The organism is Kytococcus sp. Marseille-QA3725 (assembly GCF_054950055.1).
In genome coordinates, this window is the sequence record NZ_JBUCLA010000001.1 from 889,051 (window position 1) to 910,711 (window position 21,661).

Consider the following 21,661-nt stretch of genomic DNA (forward strand, 5'->3'; position numbering starts at 1 on the left):
CCGCCCCTGCTGCCGGGGCTACCGGTCCGCGTCCACGCCCAAGGGGGTGGGTCGACTGGGCACCGCACGGCGCCTCGCCCGCCAGTATAGGAAGAGCCCGAAGAGGAAGACGGCCAGTGAGACCCACACGTTGATGCGCTGTCCCAGAAAGGTGTTCGCCTCATCGGTGCGCATCATCTCGATGAAGAAGCGACCCAGGGTGTAGAGCATCAGGTAGAGCGCGGCCACCTGGCCGGCGGCCAGGTCCCGGATGCGGTCGAGCCACAGCAGCACCAGGCCCATGAGCACGCACCACACGGCCTCGTACAGGAAGGTCGGGTGGAAGGTGCCGAGCACGACGGGGGCACCCGCCTCGTCCACCTGCGCCTTGCCTGCGCTCTGGTCCCAGGCGTGGATGGTGAGGCCCCAGGGCGCGTCGGTCGGGCCCCCGTAGAGCTCGTTGTTGAACCAGTTGCCGAGTCGCCCGAGCGCCTGCGCGAAGAGCAGGCCCGGCGCGACCGCGTCGGCGAACGAGGCGAAGGACCAGCCCCGGCTGCGGCAGCACAGCCACGCACCGACGGCACCGAGCGCGACGGCGCCCCAGATGCCGAGGCCGCCCTCCCAGATGGCGAAGGCCCGCAGCGGCTCACCCCCCTCGCCGAAGTACGCCTCCGGCGAGGTGACGACGTGGTAGATCCGACCACCGAGCAGTCCCAGGGGCAGGGCCCACATCGCGACGTCGAAGACGTCGTCGGACTCGCCGCCCCGCTCCTTCCAGCGGCGGACGGTCAACCACAGGGCCACGCCCACGCCCGTGAGGATGCACAGGGCGTAGGCGCGGACCGGGAGGGGCCCCAGCCACCACACCGACTGGGTGGGGCTGGGGATGGAGGCGGGAACGATCACTTGCCGCTGGAGTCGGAGCCGGACTTCTCCGGGGCGCCGGCCTCGTCCAGGGCCTTCACGAAGTCCTCCTTGTTGCTCAGCTCGTGGTGCTCACCGTTGATGTACACGGTCGGGGTGGAGGTCACACCCATCTCCGAGGTCTCCGCCTCGGACTTCTGCGCGAGCTCCTTGTAGGTGCCCTCGTCCACGCACTTCTCGAAGGTCTTCAGGTCCCCACCCTTGATGCCCGCGTCCTTGCCGAACTTCTTGAGGTCGTCGTCGGTGTAGCCCTCGCCCTCCTCGGGCTGGTTGTCGAACACCGTGTCGTGGTACTCGCGGAACTTGCCGGCGTCCTGGGCGCAGAAGGCCGCGGAGGCCGCGCGCACCGAGTTCTCACCGGGGATGTTGCCGTCCAGGAAGGTCTTGACGTGGTAGGTCACCTGGATGTCGCCGGAGTCGACCCGCTTGTTGATCTCGTCGCCGAGCAGCTCCTCCATGCTCTTGCAGCCGGGGCACTGGAAGTCCTCGAAGATCGCGACCTCGGGCCCACCGGACTCACCGACGACCACGCCGGTCTCGTCGGCGGACATGCCCTTGGGGGCCTTCACCTTGCCGCCGGAGCCGCCCTCCTCGGAGGACGCGGCCGAGCTCTCCTCGCCACCCCCCTTCTTCTCGTCGTCCTTGCCGAAGAGCCAGACGCCCAGCACCACGAGGGCCGCGACCAGCAGGGCGGCGATGAGGGCGATGAGGGCCTTGCTCACTCCTCCGCCACCGGAGGAGTTCTTCGGACGGTGCGTGCCGCTGGGGCGGGGGCTGTTGTCAACGGGCATGGGGGTCTCCTGATCAGCTGGACAGGGCGCCGGTGAGTTCCCGCACCAGCGCGGTCATGTGGGGAAAGGTAGGAACGGACCCTGACAGTCCGCTGGGAGCGTCCTGCGCCCCCTCCTGCGGCGCAGCGGGGTCCGCTGCGGGGGCGGCACCGAGGTCCACCCCGACGTCCCGGGCCAGGGCGGTGACGACCGCCGACCCGACGATCACGCCGTCGGCGAAGTCGGCGATCGCGCGTGCCTGGTCACCGGTGGACACCCCGAGCCCGAGGGCCACCGGCAGATCGGTCACCGCGCGGATGCGCGAGACCACCTCACCGGCCGCGTCCGAGACCGAGGCCCGGGCCCCGGTGACACCCATGGTGCTGGCGGCGTACACGAAGCCGCTGCACGCCGCGGTGATCTCACGTGCTCGTTCGGGCGTGGTGCTCGGGGCGACCAGGTGGACGGTGTCGACGCCGCGCTCGCTGGCGGCGGCGCGCCAGGCCACCCCCGCCTCCGGCGGCAGGTCCGGCAGGATGACGCCGGCCACCCCGGCCTCGGAGAGTTCGGCGGCGAGGGACTCGGCACCCCGGGTGAGCAGCGGGTTCCAGTAGCTCATGACCACGGGCACCCCGCCCGCCTCGGCGACCGCCCGGGCGCAGGTCAGTGCGTCGTCGACCCCGGCGCCGCCACGCAGCGCGTGCTCCGCGGCGTTCTGGATGACCGGGCCGTCCATCACCGGGTCGGTGTAGGGGATGCCGATCTCGACGACGTCGGCGCCGGCCTCGACCGCGGCGACCATCGCCGCCCGGGAGGTCTCGACGTCGGGGAAGCCGACCGGCAGGTAGACCACCAGGGCGGCACGGCCCTGCTGGCGCGTCCGCTCGAACCGGTCCTGCAGCACGGTGCTCATGACTCCACTCCCTGTGCGTCGTCCTCCACGACGTCCTCGTCGGAGTCGGCCCGGCCCTGCTCGTCGACCAGGCCGAACCAGCGGGCGGCGGTGTCCACGTCCTTGTCCCCGCGACCGGACAGGTTCACCAGCACGACCCCCTCGGGGCCGAGACGACGGGCCTCCTGCAGCGCACCGGCCACGGCGTGCGCGGACTCGATGGCCGGGATGATGCCCTCGGTGCGGCACAGCAGGCGGAAGGCGTCCATGGCCTCGGTGTCGGTGACCGGGACGTAGCGGGCCCGCCCGGTGGCGAACAGGTGGCTGTGCTCGGGCCCGACGCTCGGGTAGTCCAGGCCGGCGCTGACCGAGTGGGTCTCCAGCGTCTGCCCGGCCTCGTCCTGCAGCACGTAGGTGGCCGCCCCGTGCAGCACCCCCGGGCGGCCCGAGGCGAAGCGTGCGGCGTGGCGACCGGACTCGACGCCCTCGCCACCGGCCTCGCACCCGAGCAGCTGCACCTCCTCGTCGTCGAGGAAGGCCGAGAACAGGCCGATCGCGTTGGACCCGCCACCGACGCAGGCGACGGCGACGTCGGGCAGCCGACCGGCGGCGGCCAGGATCTGCTCGCGGGCCTCGGCGCCGATCACCTCGTGGAAGCGGCGCACCATGGTCGGGAACGGGTGCGGGCCGGTCACGGTGCCCAGGACGTAGTGGGTGTCCTCGACGGAGGCGACCCAGTCCCGCATCGCCTCGTTGATGGCGTCCTTCAGGGTGGCCGAGCCGTGCTCGACCCCGATGACCTCCGCGCCGAGCAGCTGCATCCGCGCGACGTTGAGCGCCTGCCGACGGGTGTCGACCGCCCCCATGTACACGGTGCACTCCAGCCCCAGCAGGGCCGCGGCGGTGGCCGTCGCGACACCGTGCTGACCGGCACCGGTCTCGGCGATGACGCGGCGCTTGCCCATCCGCTCGGCGAGCAGCACCTGGCCCAGGACGTTGTTGATCTTGTGCGACCCGGTGTGGTTGAGGTCCTCGCGCTTGAGGAAGATGCGGGCGCCCCCGGCGTGCTCCGAGAGCCGGCGGGCCTCGGTCAGCGGGCTGGGGCGCCCCGTGTAGGTGGCGTGCAGGCCGTGGAGCTGGGCGACGAATGCCGGGTCCTCGATCGCACGGTGGAACTCGGTGTCGAGCTCCTGCAGGGCCGCGGTGAGCGCCTCGGGCACGTAGGCGCCCCCGAACTCGCCGAACTGGGGGGTGAACAGATCGGTCATGACCGGGTCCCTTCCGTGAGTGGCTGCAACGGGGTGGACGCGCCCGCGGCCACCAGGCCTGCCGCGGCGACGCCCGGGTCCGGCGCGGTGACGAGGGCCTCGCCCACCAGGACCGCGCGGGCACCCGCCGAGACGGCCGTGCGCACGTCCTGCGGGGTGCGGATGCCGGACTCACTGACCGCGACGACCTCGGCCGGCACCCGGGGCACCAGCCGTGCGGGGACGGCCGGGTCGACCTCGAGGGTCTTCAGGTTGCGGCTGTTGACGCCGATGATGCGGCTGCCCACGGCGACCGCCCGCTCGAGCTCCGACTCGTCGTGCACCTCGACCAACGCCTCCATGCCCAACTCGTGCGTGAGCTCCAGGAGGGCGCGCAGCGTGGGGTCGTCGAGCGCGGCGACGATGAGCAGCAGGAGGTCCGCACCGGCAGCCCGCGCCTCCCGCACCTGGTACTCGCCGACGACGAAGTCCTTGCGCAGGAGCGGCAGGTCCACCGCGGAGCGCACCGCGACCAGGTCGGCCAGCGATCCCCCGAACCGACGCCGCTCGGTGAGAACGGACACCGCCGTGACGCCCGCGGCCTCGTAGGCCCGGGCGAGGTCCTCGGGGGCCCCGATGTCGGCCAGCGCGCCCTTGCTCGGGCTCTGGCGCTTGATCTCGGCGATCAGCGAGGCACCGGGGGCGCGGAAGGCCTCGAGCACCGCACGCGGCGGGGCGACCTCGCGGGAGTCGAGCGACTCCAGGGGCACGGCACGCTCACGCTCGGCGACGTCCTCGCGGACGCCCTCGAGGATGGCGTCCAGCACCGTGGGGCTCACCGGGCGTGGGGGTTGCCGAAGCCCATCTTCGCCATGATGGGCCAGGCCAGCGCCCCGACGACGGTGACGATCACGCCGATCCAGATCAGCAGGTCCTGGCCGGCGACGATGCCGGCGGTGACCAGGATGGAGCCCAGGATCATGAGGATCGTGCCGGTCCACGCCGCCACGCTGTGACCGTGGTCGTCGTGCAGCTCCTCCGGCTCCGGGGGACGCACGGGACGCTCGGTGCCATGGGGGGCGGAGTGGGCCTGGGTCATGGTTGTTCCTTCCGGGTGGTGCGGATGCGCTCGGGGCAGTATCTCAGGTCGGGTCCTCTCCTCGGCTGAGGCTGTCCCACAGCGGTTCGTCCTGCGGATCCTGCTGCCCTCGGCGGTCGTACCGCGCCCCGAGCCCCTGCCAGCGGGCCGCCGTCACGACGAACCCGACGAGCGTCAGCAGCGCGCCCAGCGCGATGGCCGCCCAGCACACCCAGGTGGGCTCCGCCGTGGCCCGTACGGCCGCGGCGTCCGCCAGCCCCCAGGCCTCGGCGGCCTTGGCGGCGACCGGCGCCTCGGGATCGAGCAGCACGGTGCCACCACCTGCCGCCACCGCCACGCCGGAGAGCGCCACGACCGCACCGGCCACGCGACGGGCGACGGGCCCGAGGAAGGCGGCCACCAGCAGCCCAGCCGCCGCGGTGAACAGGGCGGGCCGCACCGTCGAGGTCGCCTCGGTCCCCTTCAGGCCCAGGCGCGTCCCGCCCCCGAGACCGCCCTCGGGCGTGCCCGAGACCCAGGTCAGGCCCAGCAGGATCCCGACCAGCCCGCACAGGGCGAGCCCGGCCAGCACCACGCGCGTCTTGCTCATGTCACGTCCTCTCGCTGTGCCGCCCACGATGCGTGGAGGCGTTGGTAGGTCGTGCTCGAGGCGAGCACGTCCCGGTGGTGGCCGACGGCCTCCACCCGGCCGCCGTCCATGACGACCACGACGTCCGCATTCTCCGCCGTCGACAGACGGTGTGCGATGGCGACCGAGGTGCGGTCCCGGGTCAGGCGCTCCAGCGCCCGCTGGACACGCACCTCCGTGCCGGGGTCCACCGCCGAGGTCGCCTCGTCGAGCACCAGCAGGTCCGGGTCCGCCAGCCGCGCCCGCAGCAGCGCGACGAGCTGCCGCTCACCGGCCGAGAGCGACTCCCCGCGCTGTCCGACCGGGGTGGCCAGTCCGTGGGACAGGGAGTCCACCCAGTCCCGCAGGTCCAGCTCGTCGACGGCCTCCTCCAGCTCACCCGGGCTCGCCCCCGGCGCCGCGAAGCGCAGGTTGGCCGCCAGGTCGGTGTCGAAGAGGAAGCCCTCCTGCGGCACCAGCACCACCCGGCGCCGCAGCGCCTCGAACGAGATCTCACGCAGGTCCACGCCGTCGAGCAGGACGGCTCCCTCCTGCGGGTCCTGCAGCCGGGTCATGAGCTTGGCGACCGTCGTCTTGCCCGAGCCCGTCTCCCCCACGATCGCGTGCCGGCGCCCAGCGACGAACTCCAGGTCGACCTCGTGCAGCACCCGGTCGCTGCGGGGGTAGGCGAAGGAGACCCGGTCGAGGGTGACGGTGGCCGGTCCGCGCGGGCTGTCCACCCCCGGCTCGGGGTCCGCCACGTCCGCCGGCGTGTCGATGATCCCGATGACGCGTCGCCAGCAGGCCACGGCGTTCTGCAGCTCGTTGAGGATCTCGGTGGCCTGGTTCACCGGCGCCGTGAAGAGCTGGACCAGGAAGACGAAGGCCACCATCTCCCCGAGGGTCACCCACTGGCGGCCGACCAGCAGGGTCCCGACCCCGACCACCGCGGCGACGGCCAGCCCGGAGGACAGCATGCCCAGGGTGAACACGGACACGGTGCGCCACTGGGCCCGGATCGCCGCGTCGCGGTGCGCGAGGACCGCGTCGGTGGTGCGCTTCCTCGTGACCTCCTGGCTGCCGTAGGCACGGATGGTGGACGCGCCCCCGATGGACTCCGAGATGGCACTGAGCATCGCGCCGACCCGCTCGCGCACCCGGGTGTAGCCGCGCCCGACGAACGGCTGCAACCGGCGGATGCCCAGCATCATCGGCAGGAAGACGACCCAGACGGTCAGCGCGAGCCAGGGGCTGTACACGACCATCAGCACGGTGACGGCGATGATCTGCCCGACGGACAGGATCAGCATGATGCCGCCGAACTGGACGAACTGGCTGATCGTGTCCACGTCACTGGTCACCCGCGAGACCAGGGCACCGCGGCGTTCGGTGCTCTGGGTGAGGACCGAGAGGTCGTGGATGTGCCGGAAGGCTTTGGTGCGCAGCGTGGCCAGTCCGCTCTCGGCCGCGGTGAACAGTCGGACGTTCACCAGGTAGCTGGCCAGCGAGAGGACGACGACCACCGCCAGGGTGGTACCGGCCATCGTCACCGTGTACCGCACGTCCGGACCACCGTCGGCGAGCAGGCCGTGGTCGGTGGTCTGCTGCACCGCGACCGGCACGGCCAGCTTGCCGAGCGTGGCCAGCGCCGCGAGCAGCAGCGTGATGCCGAATCCACGGGTGAGCTCCGGGGAGAGCGCCAGGCCGCGGCGCACCGTCGCGAGGGTGCCCGCCTCGGAGACGCCGATCCGGGCGCCCTCGGCGCGGGTGTCGGCCGGTCGGGTCGTCGGTGTGCTCACGCGTCACCTCCCCGGGGCGTCCGCTCACCCGGCGTTCCCTGGGCACCGGCCTGCTCGTCCTGCCGACGGGCGTGGTCCTCGGCGTAGGCGCCGACGACTGCGGCGTACCCCGGACGGGTGGCCATCAGCTCGGAGTGGCTGCCGGTGGCCACCACCCGGCCGCCCTCCAGGTAGGCCACCCGGTCGGCCAGGGCGATGGTGGCCATGCGGTAGGCCACCACGAGCACGGTCATGCCCTCGCGCGCCTCGCGCAGACGCTCCAAGACGGCCCGCTCGACCGCAGGGTCCAGGGCACTGGTCGCGTCGTCCAGCACGAGCAGCCGGGGCCGGCGGATGATCGCCCGCGCCAGGGAGATTCGCTGCCGCTGCCCACCGGAGAGGGAGCCGCCGCGCTCCCCCACCTGCTGGTCGAGACCGTCGGGCAGCGCGGCCACGAAGTCCGCGGCCTGCGCGAGGTCCAGGGCAGCCCAGATCTCCTGGTCGGTGAACGGCTGCCCGAGCGTGACGTTGAAACGCACCGAGTCGTCGAACACGAAGGCCGTCTGCTCAACCAGGGCGGCGTGCTCCACCAGCGACTCCGGCGCGATCTCCGGCAGGGGGACACCGTCGTACCGGACCTCACCGGCGGTGGGGCGCAGCAGTCCGAGCGCCACCGAGGCGATGGTCGACTTCCCCGAGCCGGTGGCCCCCACGAGCGCGAGGGTCGAGCCCGCCGGCACGTCCAGGTCGACACCGCGCAGGGTCGGACTGTCCGGCGCGTCGTCGTGGGCGTGCTCCAGGGCCTCGAGCTCCATGTCCAGGCCACCGGCACCCTCCAGCCGTCGCGTCCCGGCCGCCGGGCCGGTGGAGGCGGTGAGCACGGCCTGCACGCGGCGCCAGCCCACGGCCGAGGCGGGCGCCTCCGAGAGCACCCAGCCCAGTGCGCGCACCGGCATGGCCAGCAACGTGAACAGGTAGGCGACCTGCACCACGTCACCGGTGGTGACGTGACCGTCGGCCGCCCGCCAGGTCCCGACCACCAGCACCGCGAGCGTGCCGATCTGGGGCAGCACCTCGATGAGCGGGTCGAACAGCCCCCGGACCCGGCCCATGCGCACCGCCGCATCACGCAGCGCCTCCGAGCTGCGCCCGAACCGCTCGGCCTCGGCGTCCTCGCGGCCCATCGACTTGACGACGAGTCCTGCCTCGAAGCTCTCGTGGGCGACCCGGGAGACCTCGCCCCGCAGCTCCTGGGCGCTCTGCGCGCGCGGGGACATGACCCGCTGGTACCATATGTTCAGACCCGCCAGCACCGGGAAGACGACACCACCGACGGCGGCGAGCACCGGGTCGACCAGGTACATCGAGATGCCGGCGAAGACCAGCAGGAAGAGCACACCCACGAACATGGGCAGGGGCATGAAGATGCGCCACGTGGTCTCGACGTCCGCGTTCGCGTTGCTGAGCAGCTGGCCGCCGGGGTGGCGCACGTGCCAGGAGAGCGGCAGGCGCAGGTAGGCGTCCGTGACGAGCCGTCGGTAGGTGGCCCCGAGGCGAAAGGCCACGAGCCCGGCCGCGATGCGGCGCACCAGCATCGCGGCGGCCTGCAGGAGGTAGGCACCGAGCACGACGGCCAGGCCCGTGGCCGCGGCCCGCAGGGTGGTGGACCCGTCCCGTCCCGCCGGCTCGACGACGTGCTCCACGGCCCAGCCCACCGCGCGGGAGACCGCGACGATCGAGGCCGCCCAGAGCACCGAGCCCAGCACGGCCAGGGCGAACCAGCCGGGCTCCTGTCGGATGCCGCGACGCACCACGGTGAACGCCTCGCCCGCCGAGACCTGCTCGTCGAGCAGGTCCGTGGACGTCGAGGCGCGGACGGCAGCGGGCACGAGGGTCACTCCAGAGGGGTCGGTGAAACAGGTCCTCACACTCTCACGGGGCACCGACGACCTCCGGGGCCCACCCGGCCGGGTCCAGCCGGTTGTCGGGCGGGGCTGGGGTGGAGGCGGGGGACATGCGTCCATCCCGTCACGGCCCCCGCCCGACAACCCGGTGGGCCCCGCCGGGGGGGGCCCCGGGGGCCTCGGGGCCCCCCGCGGGTGGGAGGGCCCGTTTTCCCCAGCCCCGTCCGGCACGAGCGCGTGGCCCTCCTGGCGACCCTGCGCGAGGTCGGTCCGGACGCTCCGACGCTCTGCGACGGCTGGACGGCTCGCGACCTGCTGGCGCACATGGTGGTGCGGGAGCGCCGCCCCGACGTCCTGCCCGGGATCGGCCTCCCGGGGCCCCTGCGCCGGCACACCCAGCAGGTGCAGGACGAGTACGCGACCGAGGACTGGGGCACGCTGCTGGCCCGGTTCTCCCGCGGCCCGGCGCCGTGGGTCCCCTTCGCCGTGCCCGGGGTGGGCCCGGCCATCAACGTCGCGGAGTACGTGATCCACCACGAGGACGTGCGCCGCGCCCGTCCCGGCTGGGCCCCGCGGCACGACACCCGGTTGCAGCAGGCGGCCTGGCGCGCGGTCTCCCGCGCCGCCCGCCTCACCCATCGGAAGGCGCCGGTCGGTGCGGTGCTGGTCGCGCCCGGCACCGGGCGTGCTGCCGTGAAGCGTCCGCCGGAGGGCCGCCACACCGTCGTGGTCACCGGTGAACCGGTCGAGCTGCTCCTCTTCTCCTTCGGCCGCGAGGCCGTCGCCCGCGTGCAGCTCGAGGGCGACGCCGCCGACGTCGACGCCCTCCGCACCCACCGACGCGCCCTGTGACCGCGTGAGCACCGACGTCCACGCCGCTTGGGAGGCGATCCGACCCCACCTCGGTGGGGGCCGGCTCGTCCTGGTGGCCGTGGACGGGCGCTCGGGGGCCGGGAAGACGGTCTTCAGCCGTCAGCTGCGCGAGCTCGCGGCCGACCGGCTCGGGACCGGCGCACACGCGATCGGTATCGTCCCCGTCGAGGAGCTCTACGCCGGGTGGGGCGGCCTCGAGGCCGCCCCGGCGCTGCTGGACTGGTGCGTGCTGCGCCCCCTGCGTCAGGGCGCCACCCGCGTCACCTGGCCCCGCTGGGACTGGCACGCCGGGCGGTACGCCGACGAGGGCTCCCTCGACCGGCCCTCGACCGGGCTCGTCCTCGTCGAGGGGGTCGGCTGCAGCGCACCCCCGGCGCGCGGAGCCTACGAGCACGTCATCTGGCTGGACGCCCCCGCGTGGCAGCGCCGCGAGGCCGTGGCCCGGCGTGAGCAGGCCGCGCCCCTCGGCAAAGGCAGCGACACCTGGTGGGTCCCCTGGGCCGAGGCCGAGGAGCGCCTCCTGCGGGACCGCCCGCCGGTCTGGGACCAGCTCGTGGAGAGGAAGGCAGCATGAGCGGTCGGGAGCCGGTACGCCGTACGACCACCGGGAGCATCCGGGTGCAGGACGACAGCGCCCGCCAGATCCGGGCGTTCGAGCGCGCGAGGCGCTGGTCCGCCTCGGCGGCGAGCCGACGGCGCGAGAGGCTGGAGAGCCGCCTGTTCCCGATCCTCCAGGCCTCGGCGGGCGCTGGCATCAGCTGGTACGTGGCCCACACGCTCTTCGGCCACGAGGCACCGATCTTCGCTGGCGTCGTCGCGGTGATCTGCCTGGGCATGAACTTCGGGCACCGCATCACGCGGGCGCTCGAGATCACCGCCGGTGCCGCCATGGGCATCCTCACCGGCGAGCTGATCCTGCACTACCTCGGAGCCGGCGCCTGGCAGACCGGGCTCATCGCCCTGCTGGCCATGCTCATCGCGACCTTCGCGAACGCCGGCACCCTGCTCACGATGCAGGCCGGCGTGCAGGGGGTCGTGGTCGCGACCTCGACCGTGCTGCCCGGTGGCGCCTTCTCGCGCTGGATCGATGCGGTCATCGGCGGTCTGGTGGCCATCGCGATCGCGATGGTCACGCCCACCTCACCACTGCGCAAGCCTCGACGGCTCGCACGGCGCCTCACCGAGGAGATCGCCCGGGTCCTGGACGACACCGCCCACGGCCTCAGCAAGCGGGACGAGAAGATCGTCGGCCAGGCCCTGCGCGAGGCCCGTGTCACCGACCGCCTCATCAACGAGCTGCGCTCCCAGGTCGAGGAGGGCGCGGCCATCGCGCGCACCGTCCCGTGGCAGTGGCGCCGGCGCCGGGACCTGCGTGGACTGGACCGACAGCTCACCGCGTTCGACCGTCTGCTGCGCAATACACGCGTCCTGGTGCGCCGCGCGGACGTGGCCATCCTCGAGGGTGAGCCCGTCCCGAGCAGCTACGTCGAGATGGTGGCCGAGGCGGCGGACCTGGCCAGCGAGCTGGCGAAGGCCGTCCACGACCAGCCCAAGATCGGTCCGCTGCGCCGGGAGCTCAGCGAGCTCGCCGAGCTGAGCAACCACCAGGCCGACGACCCCTCGCTGAGCGCCGAGGTCATCCGGGCCCAGGTGCGCTCGATCGTGGTGGACATGTACATGGTCACCGGGCTGTCGTACGGCGAGGCGCGGGTCCGGGTGCCCTCGCGGTACCAGGACCGCCAGCGGGCCAAGGCCCGTCAGGAGGCGTCCTCCGAGGAGTGAGGTCTGTCTCCTCAGCGACCCGTCGGACGACTCCGGCCGAGCGCCTGAACGATGCCGGCCAGACGGCTGGCCTCCTCGTGCGAGGCCCGACCGTCGGCGGCCTGGATGGCCATCACCGCGAGATCCTCCTGGCCACCGGTGCGCTGTAGCCGCGCCCACGGGTCACCGGGGCTGAACGCGACGCCGCGCACCTGCTGCCACTCGACCCGCTGGGTGGTGAACAGGTTCCGCACCGTCATGCCCTTCCGGTCGGGGACGGCACGGATGAGGGCGTAGCGCCACAGGAAGACGGCCATCGCGATCCCCACCAGGGCGGTGGTGGCCCGGTCCCCGGGACCGCGGTCCTGCATGGCCACGGCGATGACCGTGAACAGCACCGCGAGCACGACGGCCGAGGCCATCGCCACCCACCGCCCGCGGCGGGGGACGAAGGGGCGCAGCGCGTCCTGGCGCTCCGGCGCACTCACGCGTTCTCCCCGCCGTCGGCCGCCGCGGTGGCCTGCAGCGCGGCCACCCGGAGGTCCGCGATGCGGGCGGCCACGTCCTCGCCGCCGAAGACCGCGGAGCCGGCGACGAACACGTCCGCCCCCGCCTCGGCCGCCCGGCCGATCGTCTCCTGGTTGACCCCGCCGTCGACCTGCACGGCCACGTCGAGTCCCGACCGCCCCACGGCCTCGCGCACCTCGCGCACCACCGACATCTGGTCGGTGAGGAATTCCTGCCCGCCGAACCCGGGCTCGACGGTCATCACGAGCACCATGTCGAGTTCCGGGAGCAGGTCGGCGTAGTCCGCGAAGGGCGTCCCGGGCTTCAGCGCCATCGCCGCCCGGGCACCGGCCGAGCGGATGTCCCGCGCGACCTGCCGCGGGTCGTCGCTGGCCTCCACGTGGAAGGTCACCGAGTGCGCCCCGGTCTCGGCGTAGCGCGGGCCCCAGTGGTCGACCTCCTCGATCATGAGGTGCAGGTCCAGCGGGATCGACGTGACGCCCTGCAGCGCCTGGACGACGGGCAGGCCGATGGTCAGGTTGGGGACGAAGTGGTTGTCCATCACGTCCACGTGCGCCGCGTCGGCGCTGCTGATGCGGCCGAGCTCCTTGCCCAGTCGGGTGAAGTCGCTGGCCAGGATGCTCGGGTGGATGCGCTGGGTGGCGTTCATGCTGCCTCCGTCGGTCGCTTGCGCAGCAGTGCGATGTACATGGCGTCCGTGCCGTGGACGTGCGGCCACAGCTGCACGGAGGTCCCCCGGGCGCCCTTCGCGTCGGCGACCGCGTCGAGCTCGACGTCCTGCAGGGCGGGGGCCGCCTCGCGGAGCACCGGGGCGACCTCCAGCAGCTCGGTGTCCTCCCGGCGGGCCAGGACGTCGTCGACGACCACGGAGGTCTCGGCCGGGTGTGGGGAGCAGGTCACGTAGGCCACCACTCCCCCGGGCCGCACCGCGTCCAGCGCACCCTGCAGCAGCGAGCGCTGCGTGGGTGCCAGCGAGGCGAGGTCCGATGGCTGGCGCCGCCACCTGGCCTCTGGCCGCCGACGCAGGGCACCCAGGCCGGTGCAGGGCACGTCCACGAGCACGCGGTCGAAGGCGTCGCGGCGCCCGGCGGCCAGCTCCGCACCGTCCCCGACGGTCAGCTCGACCTCGGGTAGGTCCGCTGGCTCGACGCCGGAGGGCATCAGCGCACCGCGCACGAGGTCGGACCGGTGCGGGTGCACCTCGTTGGCCACCAGTCGCGCACCGCGCTGCTGCGCAGTGGTCGCCAGCAGCGCCGCCTTTCCGCCGGGGCCGGCGCACAGGTCCAGCCAGGCGCCGGTGTCCTCCCCCGTCGTGGGGGCGGCGGCCAGTGCGAGGGCGGCCAGCTGGGACCCCTCGTCCTGGACCCCGGCGCGCCCGTCGGCGACGGCGCCGACCGCCGCGGGGGCGCCCTCGGTGAGGGTGACCGCCGTCGGTGCCCAGCGTCCGGGCTCGACCGCGGGGTGCTCCAGCAGCTCCTCGGTCTCCACCCAGCCGGGCCGGGCCACCAGCGACACGAGCGCCGGGGTGTTGTGCGAGGCCAGCAGGGTGTCGATCTCGTCGGTGGACCGGCCCCGGTCCACCAGGCCGGCCAGCAGCGCGCGGACCATCCAGGTGGGGTGCGAGTGGCGCGCAGCCAGCAGGTCCGGACCGCTCAGCCCCTCGGTGACCTCGACCATCCAGGCGTCGCGGTCCTTCTCCGTCATGCGGTGCATGGCCGCGTTGACCAGCCGGGCGGGACCGCTGCCGTTCACCCAGCGCGCCAGGGCGACCGTCTGGTCCGCGGCGGCGTGCGCCGGCACCCGCATGGAGAGGGCCTGGTGGGCGCCGAGGCGCAGGGTGCGCAGCAGCTCGGGGTCCAGCGAGGCGGCCTCCCGCCCCGTCGCCCGCGCGATGACGAGGTCGTAGAAGCCCTGCATGCGCACGGTGCCGAAGGCCAGCTCGGTGGCGAAGGCCGCGTCGCGCCCCGAGAGGCGGAAGCGCCGCATCACGTGCGGCAGCTCGAGGTTCGCATAGGCGCCGTCGTCCACCGCACCCAACAGGTGCCACGCAGCGGTGCGCGCACCGTCCGCCTTGCGCGAGCGCTGCCGGGGTGCGGAGGCACTGCGGCCCCGTCGTGCGTCCCGTGCCGGACCGCGGTCCTCACGGCGTGCGTCCCGGGGATCAGCCACCGAGCACCTCCTGGTCGTCGAAGCGGGCACCACGTGCCCATGCGGATGCGTCCATCTCCTGCTTGCCCGGCGGCTGCACCCGCTCCAGGCGCACCGGGCCGGTCGCGGTGCCCACGAGCACGTCGTCACCGGAGGCGACGATCCGCCCCGGCGGGAGGTCCGGTGCCCCCTCCGCGTCGGCCACCGTGGCGCGCAGCACCTTGAGCCGTCCGTCGCGGAAGGTCGTCCAGGCACCCGGTGCCGGGGAGCACCCGGCGACCGTCCGGGCCACCGCGAACGCCGGGACGGAGAAGTCGAGCTCGGCCTCGGCGACGGTCAGCTTCGGGGCCAGTGAGACCCCGTCGGCGGGCTGAGCCACCGGGGTGAGGGTGCCATCGGCCAGGCCGTGCAGGCTCTGCGCCAGGAGCGGGGCCCCGGCGTGGGCGAGCCGGTCCAGCAGGTCACCGGCGGTGTCCCCGGCACGCACGGTCTCGGTCAGCGTTCCCAGCACGGGCCCGCTGTCCATGCCCTCGTCCAGGACGAAGGTCGTGGCCCCCGTCAGGTCGTCGCCGGCCATGAGCGCCCGCTGCACCGGGGCGGCACCGCGCCAGGACGGCAGGAGGCTGAAGTGCAGGTTCACCCACCCGTGCGTCGGGACGGCCAGCACGGACCCCGGCAGCAGGGCGCCGTAGGCCACGATGGCGCCCACGTCGGCCCCCAGCTCCTGCAGCGCCGCGAGGGTCTCCGCCTCCCAGGGGCGGTCGCTCTCCAGGACCGGCAGACCGTGCTCCAGGGCCCGTTCCTTGACCGGGCTGGGGCGGACCTTGCGGCCACGGCCCACGCGGGCGTCGGGTCGGGTCAGCACGCCCACGACCTGGTGGCCCCCCTCGCCGGCCGATGCCAGCAGGTGGTCCAGGGAGGGGACGGCGACCTCGGGGGTGCCGGCGAAGAGAATGCGCACGGCAGGACAGTCTACGGAGCCACCCAGTCCTCGGGGTCGACGGTCATCAGCAGCTGCCCCTGCGCCTTCCGGGCCGATCGGTGTGCCCGCAGGTCGTGCACCCTGCGGGCCAGCACCCCGTGGTGCTCCCATCCGGTGCGCACCCACGCCTGCGAGGCCTGGTCGGGCTCCAGACCCTCCCAACGGGCGGGCAGGGCGGCGGGACCGACCGGCACCGGCCCCACCACCTCGGTGTGCTCGAGGGCGGCGGTGAGCTCCCCCACGGCGCCCTCGACGTCCCGCCGGTGACCCATCAGGTGCACCAGGGCGACCGAGGGCGGCAGGTGCGCCTCCCGCCGCTCGGCCAACGCGCGGCGCGCGTACCAGGTGGGGTCACGGCGCACGAAGGCCTCGACCGCATCGATGCCCGCGTGCGCCGGCACACCGCACAGCACGATGCCGGGCCCGTCCGGCCGGACGGCGGGCGTCCCGGCGCTCCAGCGTCGCAGGGCCTGCCCCTCGGCGTCCGCGGCGGGCAGCTCCAGGGTGGCCGCACCGTCGAGCACGAGGGCGGCGGCCCAGCCCTCCTCAGGACGTGGTTCGACCCCGGGGGTCGAGACGACCAGCACGGGCTCCGGACCGACCCGGTCGACGCGGTCGGCGGCCGTCGAGGAGATCACCCGCACCCCCGGGAAGGCCCGGCCGAGGTCGTGCACCGTGCGCTCGGTGCCCGGTGATCCCGGGCGCCAGTCGCGCCCGCCACAGTGCGTGCAGGCCCAGTTCCGCGGCTCCTCCCCGCAGGTGCCGCACAGGGGTGCGGCGTCGGCGGCCGGCAGCACCAGCCGGCCGGGGCAGAGCGTGCACCCGGCGGCCTCCCCGCACTCCCGGCAGCGGATGGATCCCGAGTACCCGGTCCGCGGCACCTGCACCAGCACCGGGCCGTGTTCCAGGGCCCGCTTGGCCGTCGACCAGGCCACCGACGGGATGCGCGCCAGCCGGGCCCCCGCATCACGCTCGGCGTCCACGCCCTCCCCCGCCACGTGCACCCTGGCCACCCGTCGCGAGCTCCCCGGTGCCGGCGCGAGGTCGGCCATCTGCCCGGACTCCACCCAGTCCTGCACGCGGGTGGTGCGCGTCGGCCCCCCGCAGACCAGGGCGGCCCCCTCGATCCGGGCGCGCAACGCGGCCACCTGTCGGACGTGCGGCCGTGGGGAGCGCGGCTCCCGCCAGGACTCGTCCCCGTCGTCCCACCAGGCCACGACCCCGAGCTGACGCACCGGGGCGAAGGCCGCCGACCGGGTCCCGACGACGATGCGCTCGTGCCCGAGCAGCACCCGCATCCAGTGCGCGTACCGGGCCCGTGGCCCGGCCGAGGCCGTGAGCCCGGTCAGCCCCCGCAGCACCTCCTCGGGGCGGGTGCCCGCGACCCGCAGCAGCTCCTCGACGTCCGCATCGTCCGGGACCAGCAGCAGGGCGCCCCGCCCGGAGGCGGCGGAGGCGACGGCGAGGTCCAGCAGCCCGTGGGCCCAGTGCCGTCCGGGGTCCCCGCCGTCCGGAGCCGCCACCCACGCCGCGGCCGGATGCTCCCCCGCCGCGATGCGCGACAGCAGCGCGCCCGCCGCCGGCACTCCCTCCCAGGCGGCCGAGGGGTGAGGTGCGGCCGGGCGCTCGGGCTCCGTCGGCTCCGGCAGCTCCAGCGCGGCCCGCTCCTCGGTGGCGTGGCGCGCTGGCACGGCCAGCCGCACGACGTCGGCCACGGACCCGCCGTAGTGGGCAGCCACCGCTCCGCACAGGGCGTGCAGCACCGGTGTGAGGGCGGGGACGGGCGAGACCACCGACCGCAACGGGGAGAGCTGCCCGGGGTGGTCGCTCTCGGCCAGCCGCTCGGTGATCCAGCCGTCCTCGGTGCGCCCGGCCAGGGTGACGGTCACCCGGGCCCCGGGCACGGCGTCGGCGTCGAGGTCCGCCGGCACGACATAGTCGAAGGGCCGGTCCAGGTGCGGGAGCGTGCCCATCACCAGGACGCGCGCCACCGGGTGCTCGGGCGCGAGCTCCCCCACGCCCGCCGGGGCCGTACGGGGCACCTGCAGCCCCGGCACCGGCAGCAGCCCGTCCTCCACGGTCCTCCTCAGGCGTGAGCCAGGCGCTGCAGCGCCTCCACGCGGTTGGTCCGCTCCCACGGGAAGGCCCCGGCCACCCCCGAGGAGGTGGACCAGCCGAAGTGCCCGTAGGCAGCCGTCGGGAGGTAGATCGGACGCGTCAGGTCGAGCGCGTCGACGATGGCTGCCGGTCGCAGGTCGAACACGGCCTCGATGGCCTGCTCGATCCGCCCCACGGGCACCGTGTGGGTGCCGAAGGTCTCGACGTACAGCCCCACCGGGCGGGCCGCGCCGATCGCGTAGGCGACCTGGATCTCGCAGCGACGTGCCAGGCCGGCCGCCACCACGTTCTTCGCCACCCAGCGCATCGCGTACGCGGCCGAGCGGTCGACCTTCGAGGGGTCCTTGCCGGAGAACGCGCCGCCCCCGTGTCGGGCCATGCCGCCGTAGGTGTCGACGATGATCTTGCGCCCGGTCAGGCCCGCATCCCCCATCGGCCCACCGATCGTGAAGGTGCCGGTCGGGTTCACGAGGGTGCGCACCGAGTCCGTGTCGAGCTCCGTGCCCGACTCCGCCAGGGACTCCAGCACGGGCGTGATCACGTGCTCGTGCAGGTCCGGGGTCAGAAGAGCGTCCAGCGGGATGCCGGGCTCGTGCTGGGAGGAGATGACGACGGTGTCCAGCCGGGCGGGCCGCTCCCCGTCGTACTCCACCGTCACCTGCGTCTTGCCGTCGGGCCGGAGGTAGCCCAGCGTGCCGTCGTGGCGCACCTGGCTGAGCCGCTTGCTGAGCCGGTGGGCCAGCGAGATCGGCAGCGGCAGCAGCTCGGGGGTGTCGTCGCAGGCGTACCCGAACATGAGGCCCTGGTCCCCGGCGCCCTGCCGGTCGTACTTGTCCCCTGCGCCCTCGCGCGCCTCGTAGGAGTCGTCCACCCCGGCCGCGATGTCGGCGCTCTGGTCGCCGATGCTCACCTCGACGCCGCAGGTGCGGCCGTCGAAGCCCTTGTCCGAGCTGTCGTACCCGATGCGGATGATGGTGTCGCGCACGATCCGCGGTATGTCGGCGTACCCGCTGGTGCGCACCTCTCCGGCGACGTGCACCAGGCCGGTGGTGACCATCGTCTCGACGGCGACCCGGGCCTCCGGGTCCTGCCGCAGCATCTCGTCGAGGATCGCGTCGCTGATCTGGTCGCAGATCTTGTCGGGGTGTCCCTCGGTGACGGACTCGGACGAGAAGAGACGGGCCATGTGTGCTCCTTGTGCAGCGGCTGCTGTCTGGCGAAGGCGCCGGGCGGCGCGGGCGCAAGCCTAGACCCCGCCACCGACAGCCCTACGTCACCGCCGCGGGCCCGGCCCGTGCGGGGCCGCAACGGGCCGGGCCCGGGACTCAGCCGAGCAGCGGCTTGACGGCCTCGCAGATCGCGACGGCCGCCGCGTCCTTGCTGGTCGGTCCGACCGTGTGCAGACCGCCGTCGCGGTCCAGCAGGTGGACGGTGGTGTCCTCCTGGCCGAAGGTCAGGCCGTGGCCGACCCCGTTGGCCACCAGCAGGTCGACCCCCTTGCGCGCCATCTTGGCGCGCGCGTGGTCCAGGACGGACCCGGCGGCGTCACCGGTCTCCGCGGCGAACCCGACGACGACCGGCCGTCCCGCCGCCTCGGGGTGCTCGGCGTCCCGCCGGCGCACGGCGCCGGCCAGGATGTCCGGCGTCCGCTCGAGCTCCAGCGTGAGCCCGGCACCGTCATCGGTCTTCTTGATCTTGGTGTCCACCGCGTCGGCCGGCCGGAAGTCCGCAACGGCCGCGGCCATCACGAGCACGTCGGCACCGGCGTCGAGGAACTCCCGCTGGACGGCGGCCTCCAGGTCGGCGGCGCTCAGCGCCTCGACGACCTGCACCCCCTCCGGGGCGGGCACCTCCACCGCGGCCTGCAGCACGGTCACGTCGGCACCGAGGTCGCGCGCGGCCCGTGCGACCGCCATGCCCATGCGCCCCGAGGACGCGTTGCCCAGAAACCGGACCGGGTCGAGCGACTCCCGGGTGCCCCCGGTGGAGACCACCACCGAGCGGCCGGCCCAGGGGCCCTCCGACGGCGAGACTTCGTCGGAGCCCCCCACCTGCTCCAGGGCGGCGGCGTGGATCACCTCGGGGTCGGGCAGTCGGCCCGGGCCCGTGTCGGACCCGGTCAGCCGACCGCTCGCCGGCTCGATGACGTGGACGCCGCGCGAGCGCAGGGTCTCGACGTTGGCCCGCGTGGCCGGGTGCTGCCACATCTCGGTGTGCATGGCCGGAGCCACCACCACCGGGCAGGTTGCCGTCAGCAGCGTGGTGGTCAGCAGGTCGTCGGCCATGCCCGCGGCGGCGCGCGCCAGCAGGTCGGCCGTCGCGGGTGCCACGACCACCAGGTCGGCCTCTTTGCCGACGCGGACGTGCTTCACCGACGGCACGTCGGTGAAGACGTCGTGCGCCACCGGCTTGCCGGAGAGCGCCTCCCACGTGGGGGCGCCGACGAAGCGCAGGGCGGCCTGGGTGGGCAGCACGGAGACGTCGTGTCCACCCTCAGTGAACAAACGGCACAGGCTCGCGGCCTTGTAGGCGGCGATCCCCCCGCCGACCCCCAGGACGACGCGCATCACGCCTCGTCGGTGGCGTTCTGCTGGTCGCCGGAGTCGGGGGCCGGCTCCACGCCGTCGGTCACGTCGACGGCCTCGGCCGGCACGATCTCGTCCACGTCGTCACCGACGACGGCGATCTCCTCCGGCTCGTCGAGGGCCTCGTCGGAGACCGGCAGGTCTGGGTTCACGGTGCGGACCAGCTTGTCGGCGTTGATCTCCTTGAGCGCGGTCGACAGCGGCTTGTCCGAGGGGTCGGCCTCGACCAGCGGGCCGACGTATTCCAACAGGCCCTCCCTGAGCTGCGCATAGTAGGCGTTGATCTGGCGGGCGCGCTTGGCTGAGTAGATGACCAGCGCGTACTTGGAGTCGACGTGCTTGAGCAGGTCGTCGATGGGCGGGTTGGTCACGCCGATGGGGGCGGCCTTGGTGCCGGACATGGGTCCTCCTGTGGTGCGGTCGATGGTGGCGACCCGCGGGTCGCCGTGGCCTCCCGGTCTTCCGGGAGCGGTGGTCAGGGCTGCACGCGGCGGTCGGCGGGGACCTGCGGCGGGTCGAGGAGCAAGTCTACGAGGTCCTGCCCGGCGCGCTCCACCGACTCGTTCACGATGGTGACGTCGAACCAGTCCCGGGCCGCGAGCTCCCGCTCCGCGGTGCGTAGACGGCGAGCGCGCTCCTCGGCGTCCTCGGTGCCGCGCCCCACCAGGCGGCGGACCAGCTCGTCCCAGCTCGGAGGGGCAAGGAAGACGAACAGGGCGTCGGGCATCGCCTCGCGCACCTGCCGGGCGCCCTGCAGGTCGATCTCCAGCAGTGCAGGATGGCCGGCGGCGAGGGCCTCCTCCACCGGCTCGCGAGGCGTGCCGTAGGAGTGCACGCCGTGGACGACGGCGTGCTCGAGCATGCCGCCCTCGGCGACCTCGGCCGCGAACTCCTCCTGGTCGAGGAAGTGGTACGTGGTGCCGTCGACCTCACCGGGGCGCGGGGCACGCGTGGTCGCAGAGACCGACACCCACACCTCGGGGTGGTGGTCCCGCACCCACTGGCACACGGTCCCCTTGCCCACCGCGGTCGGTCCGGCCAGGACGACCAGCCGACGTCCGTCCCTCGTGCTCATCGGACGCCCACCTCGCACCGCTCGCTGAGTCGGGCCACCTGGTGTACCCCGAGCCCGCGCAGCCGGCGCGAGGAGGCGATGCCGAGCTCCTGCAGCAACTGCGTGGCCCGCACCGGCCCGATGCCGGGAAGGCACTCCAGCAGCACCTGCACCCGGAGCTTCGCCAGCGCCTCGTCCTCCTGCGCCTGCGCGAGCACCTCACCGATGCTCATGGTCCCGGCGGTCACCGCCGCCTTCACCTCCGCCCGACGGTGTCGGGCGGCGACTGCCGCGTCCGACGCAGCACGACGCTGGTCGGCCGTGAGGGCGGGAAGGGTCACGTGGCGCTCCTCGTGAGGGGGTCCATGGGCCCGGCGGGACGGCCGGAGGAGGTCGCAGCGTACCCGCGCGG

General features: G+C 74.0%; 21 protein-coding genes and 1 pseudogene. 3 read left to right on the forward strand and 19 right to left on the reverse strand.

The window, feature by feature from the left end; all coding sequences use genetic code 11:
• Positions 1-18: 18 nt before the first annotated feature.
• Genes lgt through ACY8FT_RS04095 form a run of 9 tightly spaced genes read right to left on the reverse strand, consistent with a single transcriptional unit; the run spans position 19 to position 9,185 of the window.
• Entirely contained in the window at positions 19-885 is an 867-nt protein-coding gene (gene lgt / locus ACY8FT_RS04055; protein ID WP_462417651.1) for a prolipoprotein diacylglyceryl transferase, read from the reverse strand.
• Positions 882-1,694: a DsbA family protein gene (locus ACY8FT_RS04060; protein ID WP_462417652.1), complete on the reverse strand. Its 813-nt coding sequence runs from the start codon at positions 1,692-1,694 to the stop codon at positions 882-884. Before ACY8FT_RS04060 ends, lgt begins: the two co-directional genes overlap by 4 nt.
• A gap of 13 nt (positions 1,695-1,707) precedes the next feature.
• Positions 1,708-2,586, reverse strand: coding sequence for a tryptophan synthase subunit alpha (trpA, locus tag ACY8FT_RS04065; RefSeq protein WP_462417653.1), 879 nt, complete (start codon positions 2,584-2,586; stop codon positions 1,708-1,710).
• Positions 2,583-3,833 carry a tryptophan synthase subunit beta gene (trpB, locus tag ACY8FT_RS04070; protein WP_462417654.1) on the reverse strand — a complete coding sequence of 417 codons (1,251 nt, stop codon included), beginning with the start codon at positions 3,831-3,833 and terminating at the stop codon, positions 2,583-2,585. Before trpB ends, trpA begins: the two co-directional genes overlap by 4 nt.
• A complete protein-coding gene (gene trpC / locus ACY8FT_RS04075) occupies positions 3,830-4,651 on the reverse strand; it encodes an indole-3-glycerol phosphate synthase TrpC (RefSeq protein ID WP_462417655.1) in 822 nt (273 codons plus the stop codon). The genes trpB and trpC overlap by 4 nt, the downstream gene beginning before the upstream one ends.
• Entirely contained in the window at positions 4,648-4,911 is a 264-nt protein-coding gene (locus ACY8FT_RS04080) for an HGxxPAAW family protein (protein ID WP_462417656.1), read from the reverse strand. Before ACY8FT_RS04080 ends, trpC begins: the two co-directional genes overlap by 4 nt.
• Positions 4,912-4,954: 43 nt before the next feature.
• Complete coding sequence (locus ACY8FT_RS04085) at positions 4,955-5,500, reverse strand: Trp biosynthesis-associated membrane protein (RefSeq protein ID WP_462417657.1); 546 nt, start codon at positions 5,498-5,500, stop codon at positions 4,955-4,957.
• Positions 5,497-7,317 (reverse strand): ABC transporter ATP-binding protein, encoded by a 1,821-nt coding sequence (locus ACY8FT_RS04090; protein ID WP_462417658.1) that lies wholly within the window; start codon positions 7,315-7,317, stop codon positions 5,497-5,499. The genes ACY8FT_RS04085 and ACY8FT_RS04090 overlap by 4 nt, the downstream gene beginning before the upstream one ends.
• Complete coding sequence (locus ACY8FT_RS04095) at positions 7,314-9,185, reverse strand: ABC transporter ATP-binding protein (protein ID WP_462417659.1); 1,872 nt, start codon at positions 9,183-9,185, stop codon at positions 7,314-7,316. The genes ACY8FT_RS04090 and ACY8FT_RS04095 overlap by 4 nt, the downstream gene beginning before the upstream one ends.
• Positions 9,186-9,290: 105 nt before the next feature.
• On the opposite strand from ACY8FT_RS04095, the gene ACY8FT_RS04100 reads away from it, so the two are divergent.
• The 3 genes from ACY8FT_RS04100 to ACY8FT_RS04110 are packed head-to-tail and all read left to right on the forward strand — an operon-like array spanning position 9,291 to position 11,855.
• Positions 9,291-10,052 carry a TIGR03085 family metal-binding protein gene (locus tag ACY8FT_RS04100; protein WP_462418393.1) on the forward strand — a complete coding sequence of 254 codons (762 nt, stop codon included), beginning with the start codon at positions 9,291-9,293 and terminating at the stop codon, positions 10,050-10,052.
• 4 nt (positions 10,053-10,056) lie between these two features.
• Complete coding sequence (locus tag ACY8FT_RS04105; protein WP_462417660.1) at positions 10,057-10,647, forward strand: nucleoside/nucleotide kinase family protein; 591 nt, start codon at positions 10,057-10,059, stop codon at positions 10,645-10,647.
• Complete coding sequence (locus ACY8FT_RS04110) at positions 10,644-11,855, forward strand: FUSC family protein (protein ID WP_462417661.1); 1,212 nt, start codon at positions 10,644-10,646, stop codon at positions 11,853-11,855. The genes ACY8FT_RS04105 and ACY8FT_RS04110 overlap by 4 nt, the downstream gene beginning before the upstream one ends.
• An 11-nt stretch (positions 11,856-11,866) precedes the next feature.
• On the opposite strand, the gene ACY8FT_RS04115 is transcribed toward ACY8FT_RS04110, so the two are convergent.
• The 10 genes and pseudogenes from ACY8FT_RS04115 to mihF all read right to left on the reverse strand — a co-directional run bounded on the left by ACY8FT_RS04115 (position 11,867) and on the right by mihF (position 21,590).
• Positions 11,867-12,322: a PH domain-containing protein gene (locus ACY8FT_RS04115; RefSeq protein ID WP_462417662.1), complete on the reverse strand. Its 456-nt coding sequence runs from the start codon at positions 12,320-12,322 to the stop codon at positions 11,867-11,869.
• Positions 12,319-13,011 (reverse strand): ribulose-phosphate 3-epimerase, encoded by a 693-nt coding sequence (gene rpe / locus ACY8FT_RS04120; protein ID WP_462417663.1) that lies wholly within the window; start codon positions 13,009-13,011, stop codon positions 12,319-12,321. Before rpe ends, ACY8FT_RS04115 begins: the two co-directional genes overlap by 4 nt.
• The gene (locus ACY8FT_RS04125; RefSeq protein ID WP_462417664.1) at positions 13,008-14,531 is read right to left on the reverse strand and encodes an RsmB/NOP family class I SAM-dependent RNA methyltransferase; all 1,524 of its coding nucleotides are present in this window, start codon (positions 14,529-14,531) and stop codon (positions 13,008-13,010) included. Before ACY8FT_RS04125 ends, rpe begins: the two co-directional genes overlap by 4 nt.
• The gene (gene fmt, locus ACY8FT_RS04130) at positions 14,524-15,471 is read right to left on the reverse strand and encodes a methionyl-tRNA formyltransferase (protein WP_462417665.1); all 948 of its coding nucleotides are present in this window, start codon (positions 15,469-15,471) and stop codon (positions 14,524-14,526) included. The genes ACY8FT_RS04125 and fmt overlap by 8 nt, the downstream gene beginning before the upstream one ends.
• An 11-nt stretch (positions 15,472-15,482) precedes the next feature.
• Positions 15,483-17,570, reverse strand: a complete 2,088-nt coding sequence (locus ACY8FT_RS04135) for a primosomal protein N' family DNA-binding protein (RefSeq protein WP_462417666.1) — start codon at positions 17,568-17,570, stop codon at positions 15,483-15,485.
• A gap of 8 nt (positions 17,571-17,578) precedes the next feature.
• Positions 17,579-18,796 carry a methionine adenosyltransferase gene (metK, locus tag ACY8FT_RS04140; protein ID WP_462417667.1) on the reverse strand — a complete coding sequence of 406 codons (1,218 nt, stop codon included), beginning with the start codon at positions 18,794-18,796 and terminating at the stop codon, positions 17,579-17,581.
• Between the two features lie 139 nt (positions 18,797-18,935).
• The gene (coaBC, locus tag ACY8FT_RS04145) at positions 18,936-20,177 is read right to left on the reverse strand and encodes a bifunctional phosphopantothenoylcysteine decarboxylase/phosphopantothenate--cysteine ligase CoaBC (protein WP_462417668.1); all 1,242 of its coding nucleotides are present in this window, start codon (positions 20,175-20,177) and stop codon (positions 18,936-18,938) included.
• A 170-nt stretch (positions 20,178-20,347) separates the two neighbouring features.
• A pseudogene (gene rpoZ, locus ACY8FT_RS04150) lies at positions 20,348-20,596 on the reverse strand (DNA-directed RNA polymerase subunit omega); the annotation flags it as partial.
• Positions 20,597-20,670: 74 nt separating this feature from the next.
• Positions 20,671-21,270, reverse strand: a complete 600-nt coding sequence (gene gmk, locus ACY8FT_RS04155; RefSeq protein WP_462417669.1) for a guanylate kinase — start codon at positions 21,268-21,270, stop codon at positions 20,671-20,673.
• A complete protein-coding gene (gene mihF, locus ACY8FT_RS04160) occupies positions 21,267-21,590 on the reverse strand; it encodes an integration host factor, actinobacterial type (protein WP_462417670.1) in 324 nt (107 codons plus the stop codon). Before mihF ends, gmk begins: the two co-directional genes overlap by 4 nt.
• Positions 21,591-21,661: the final 71 nt, after the last annotated feature.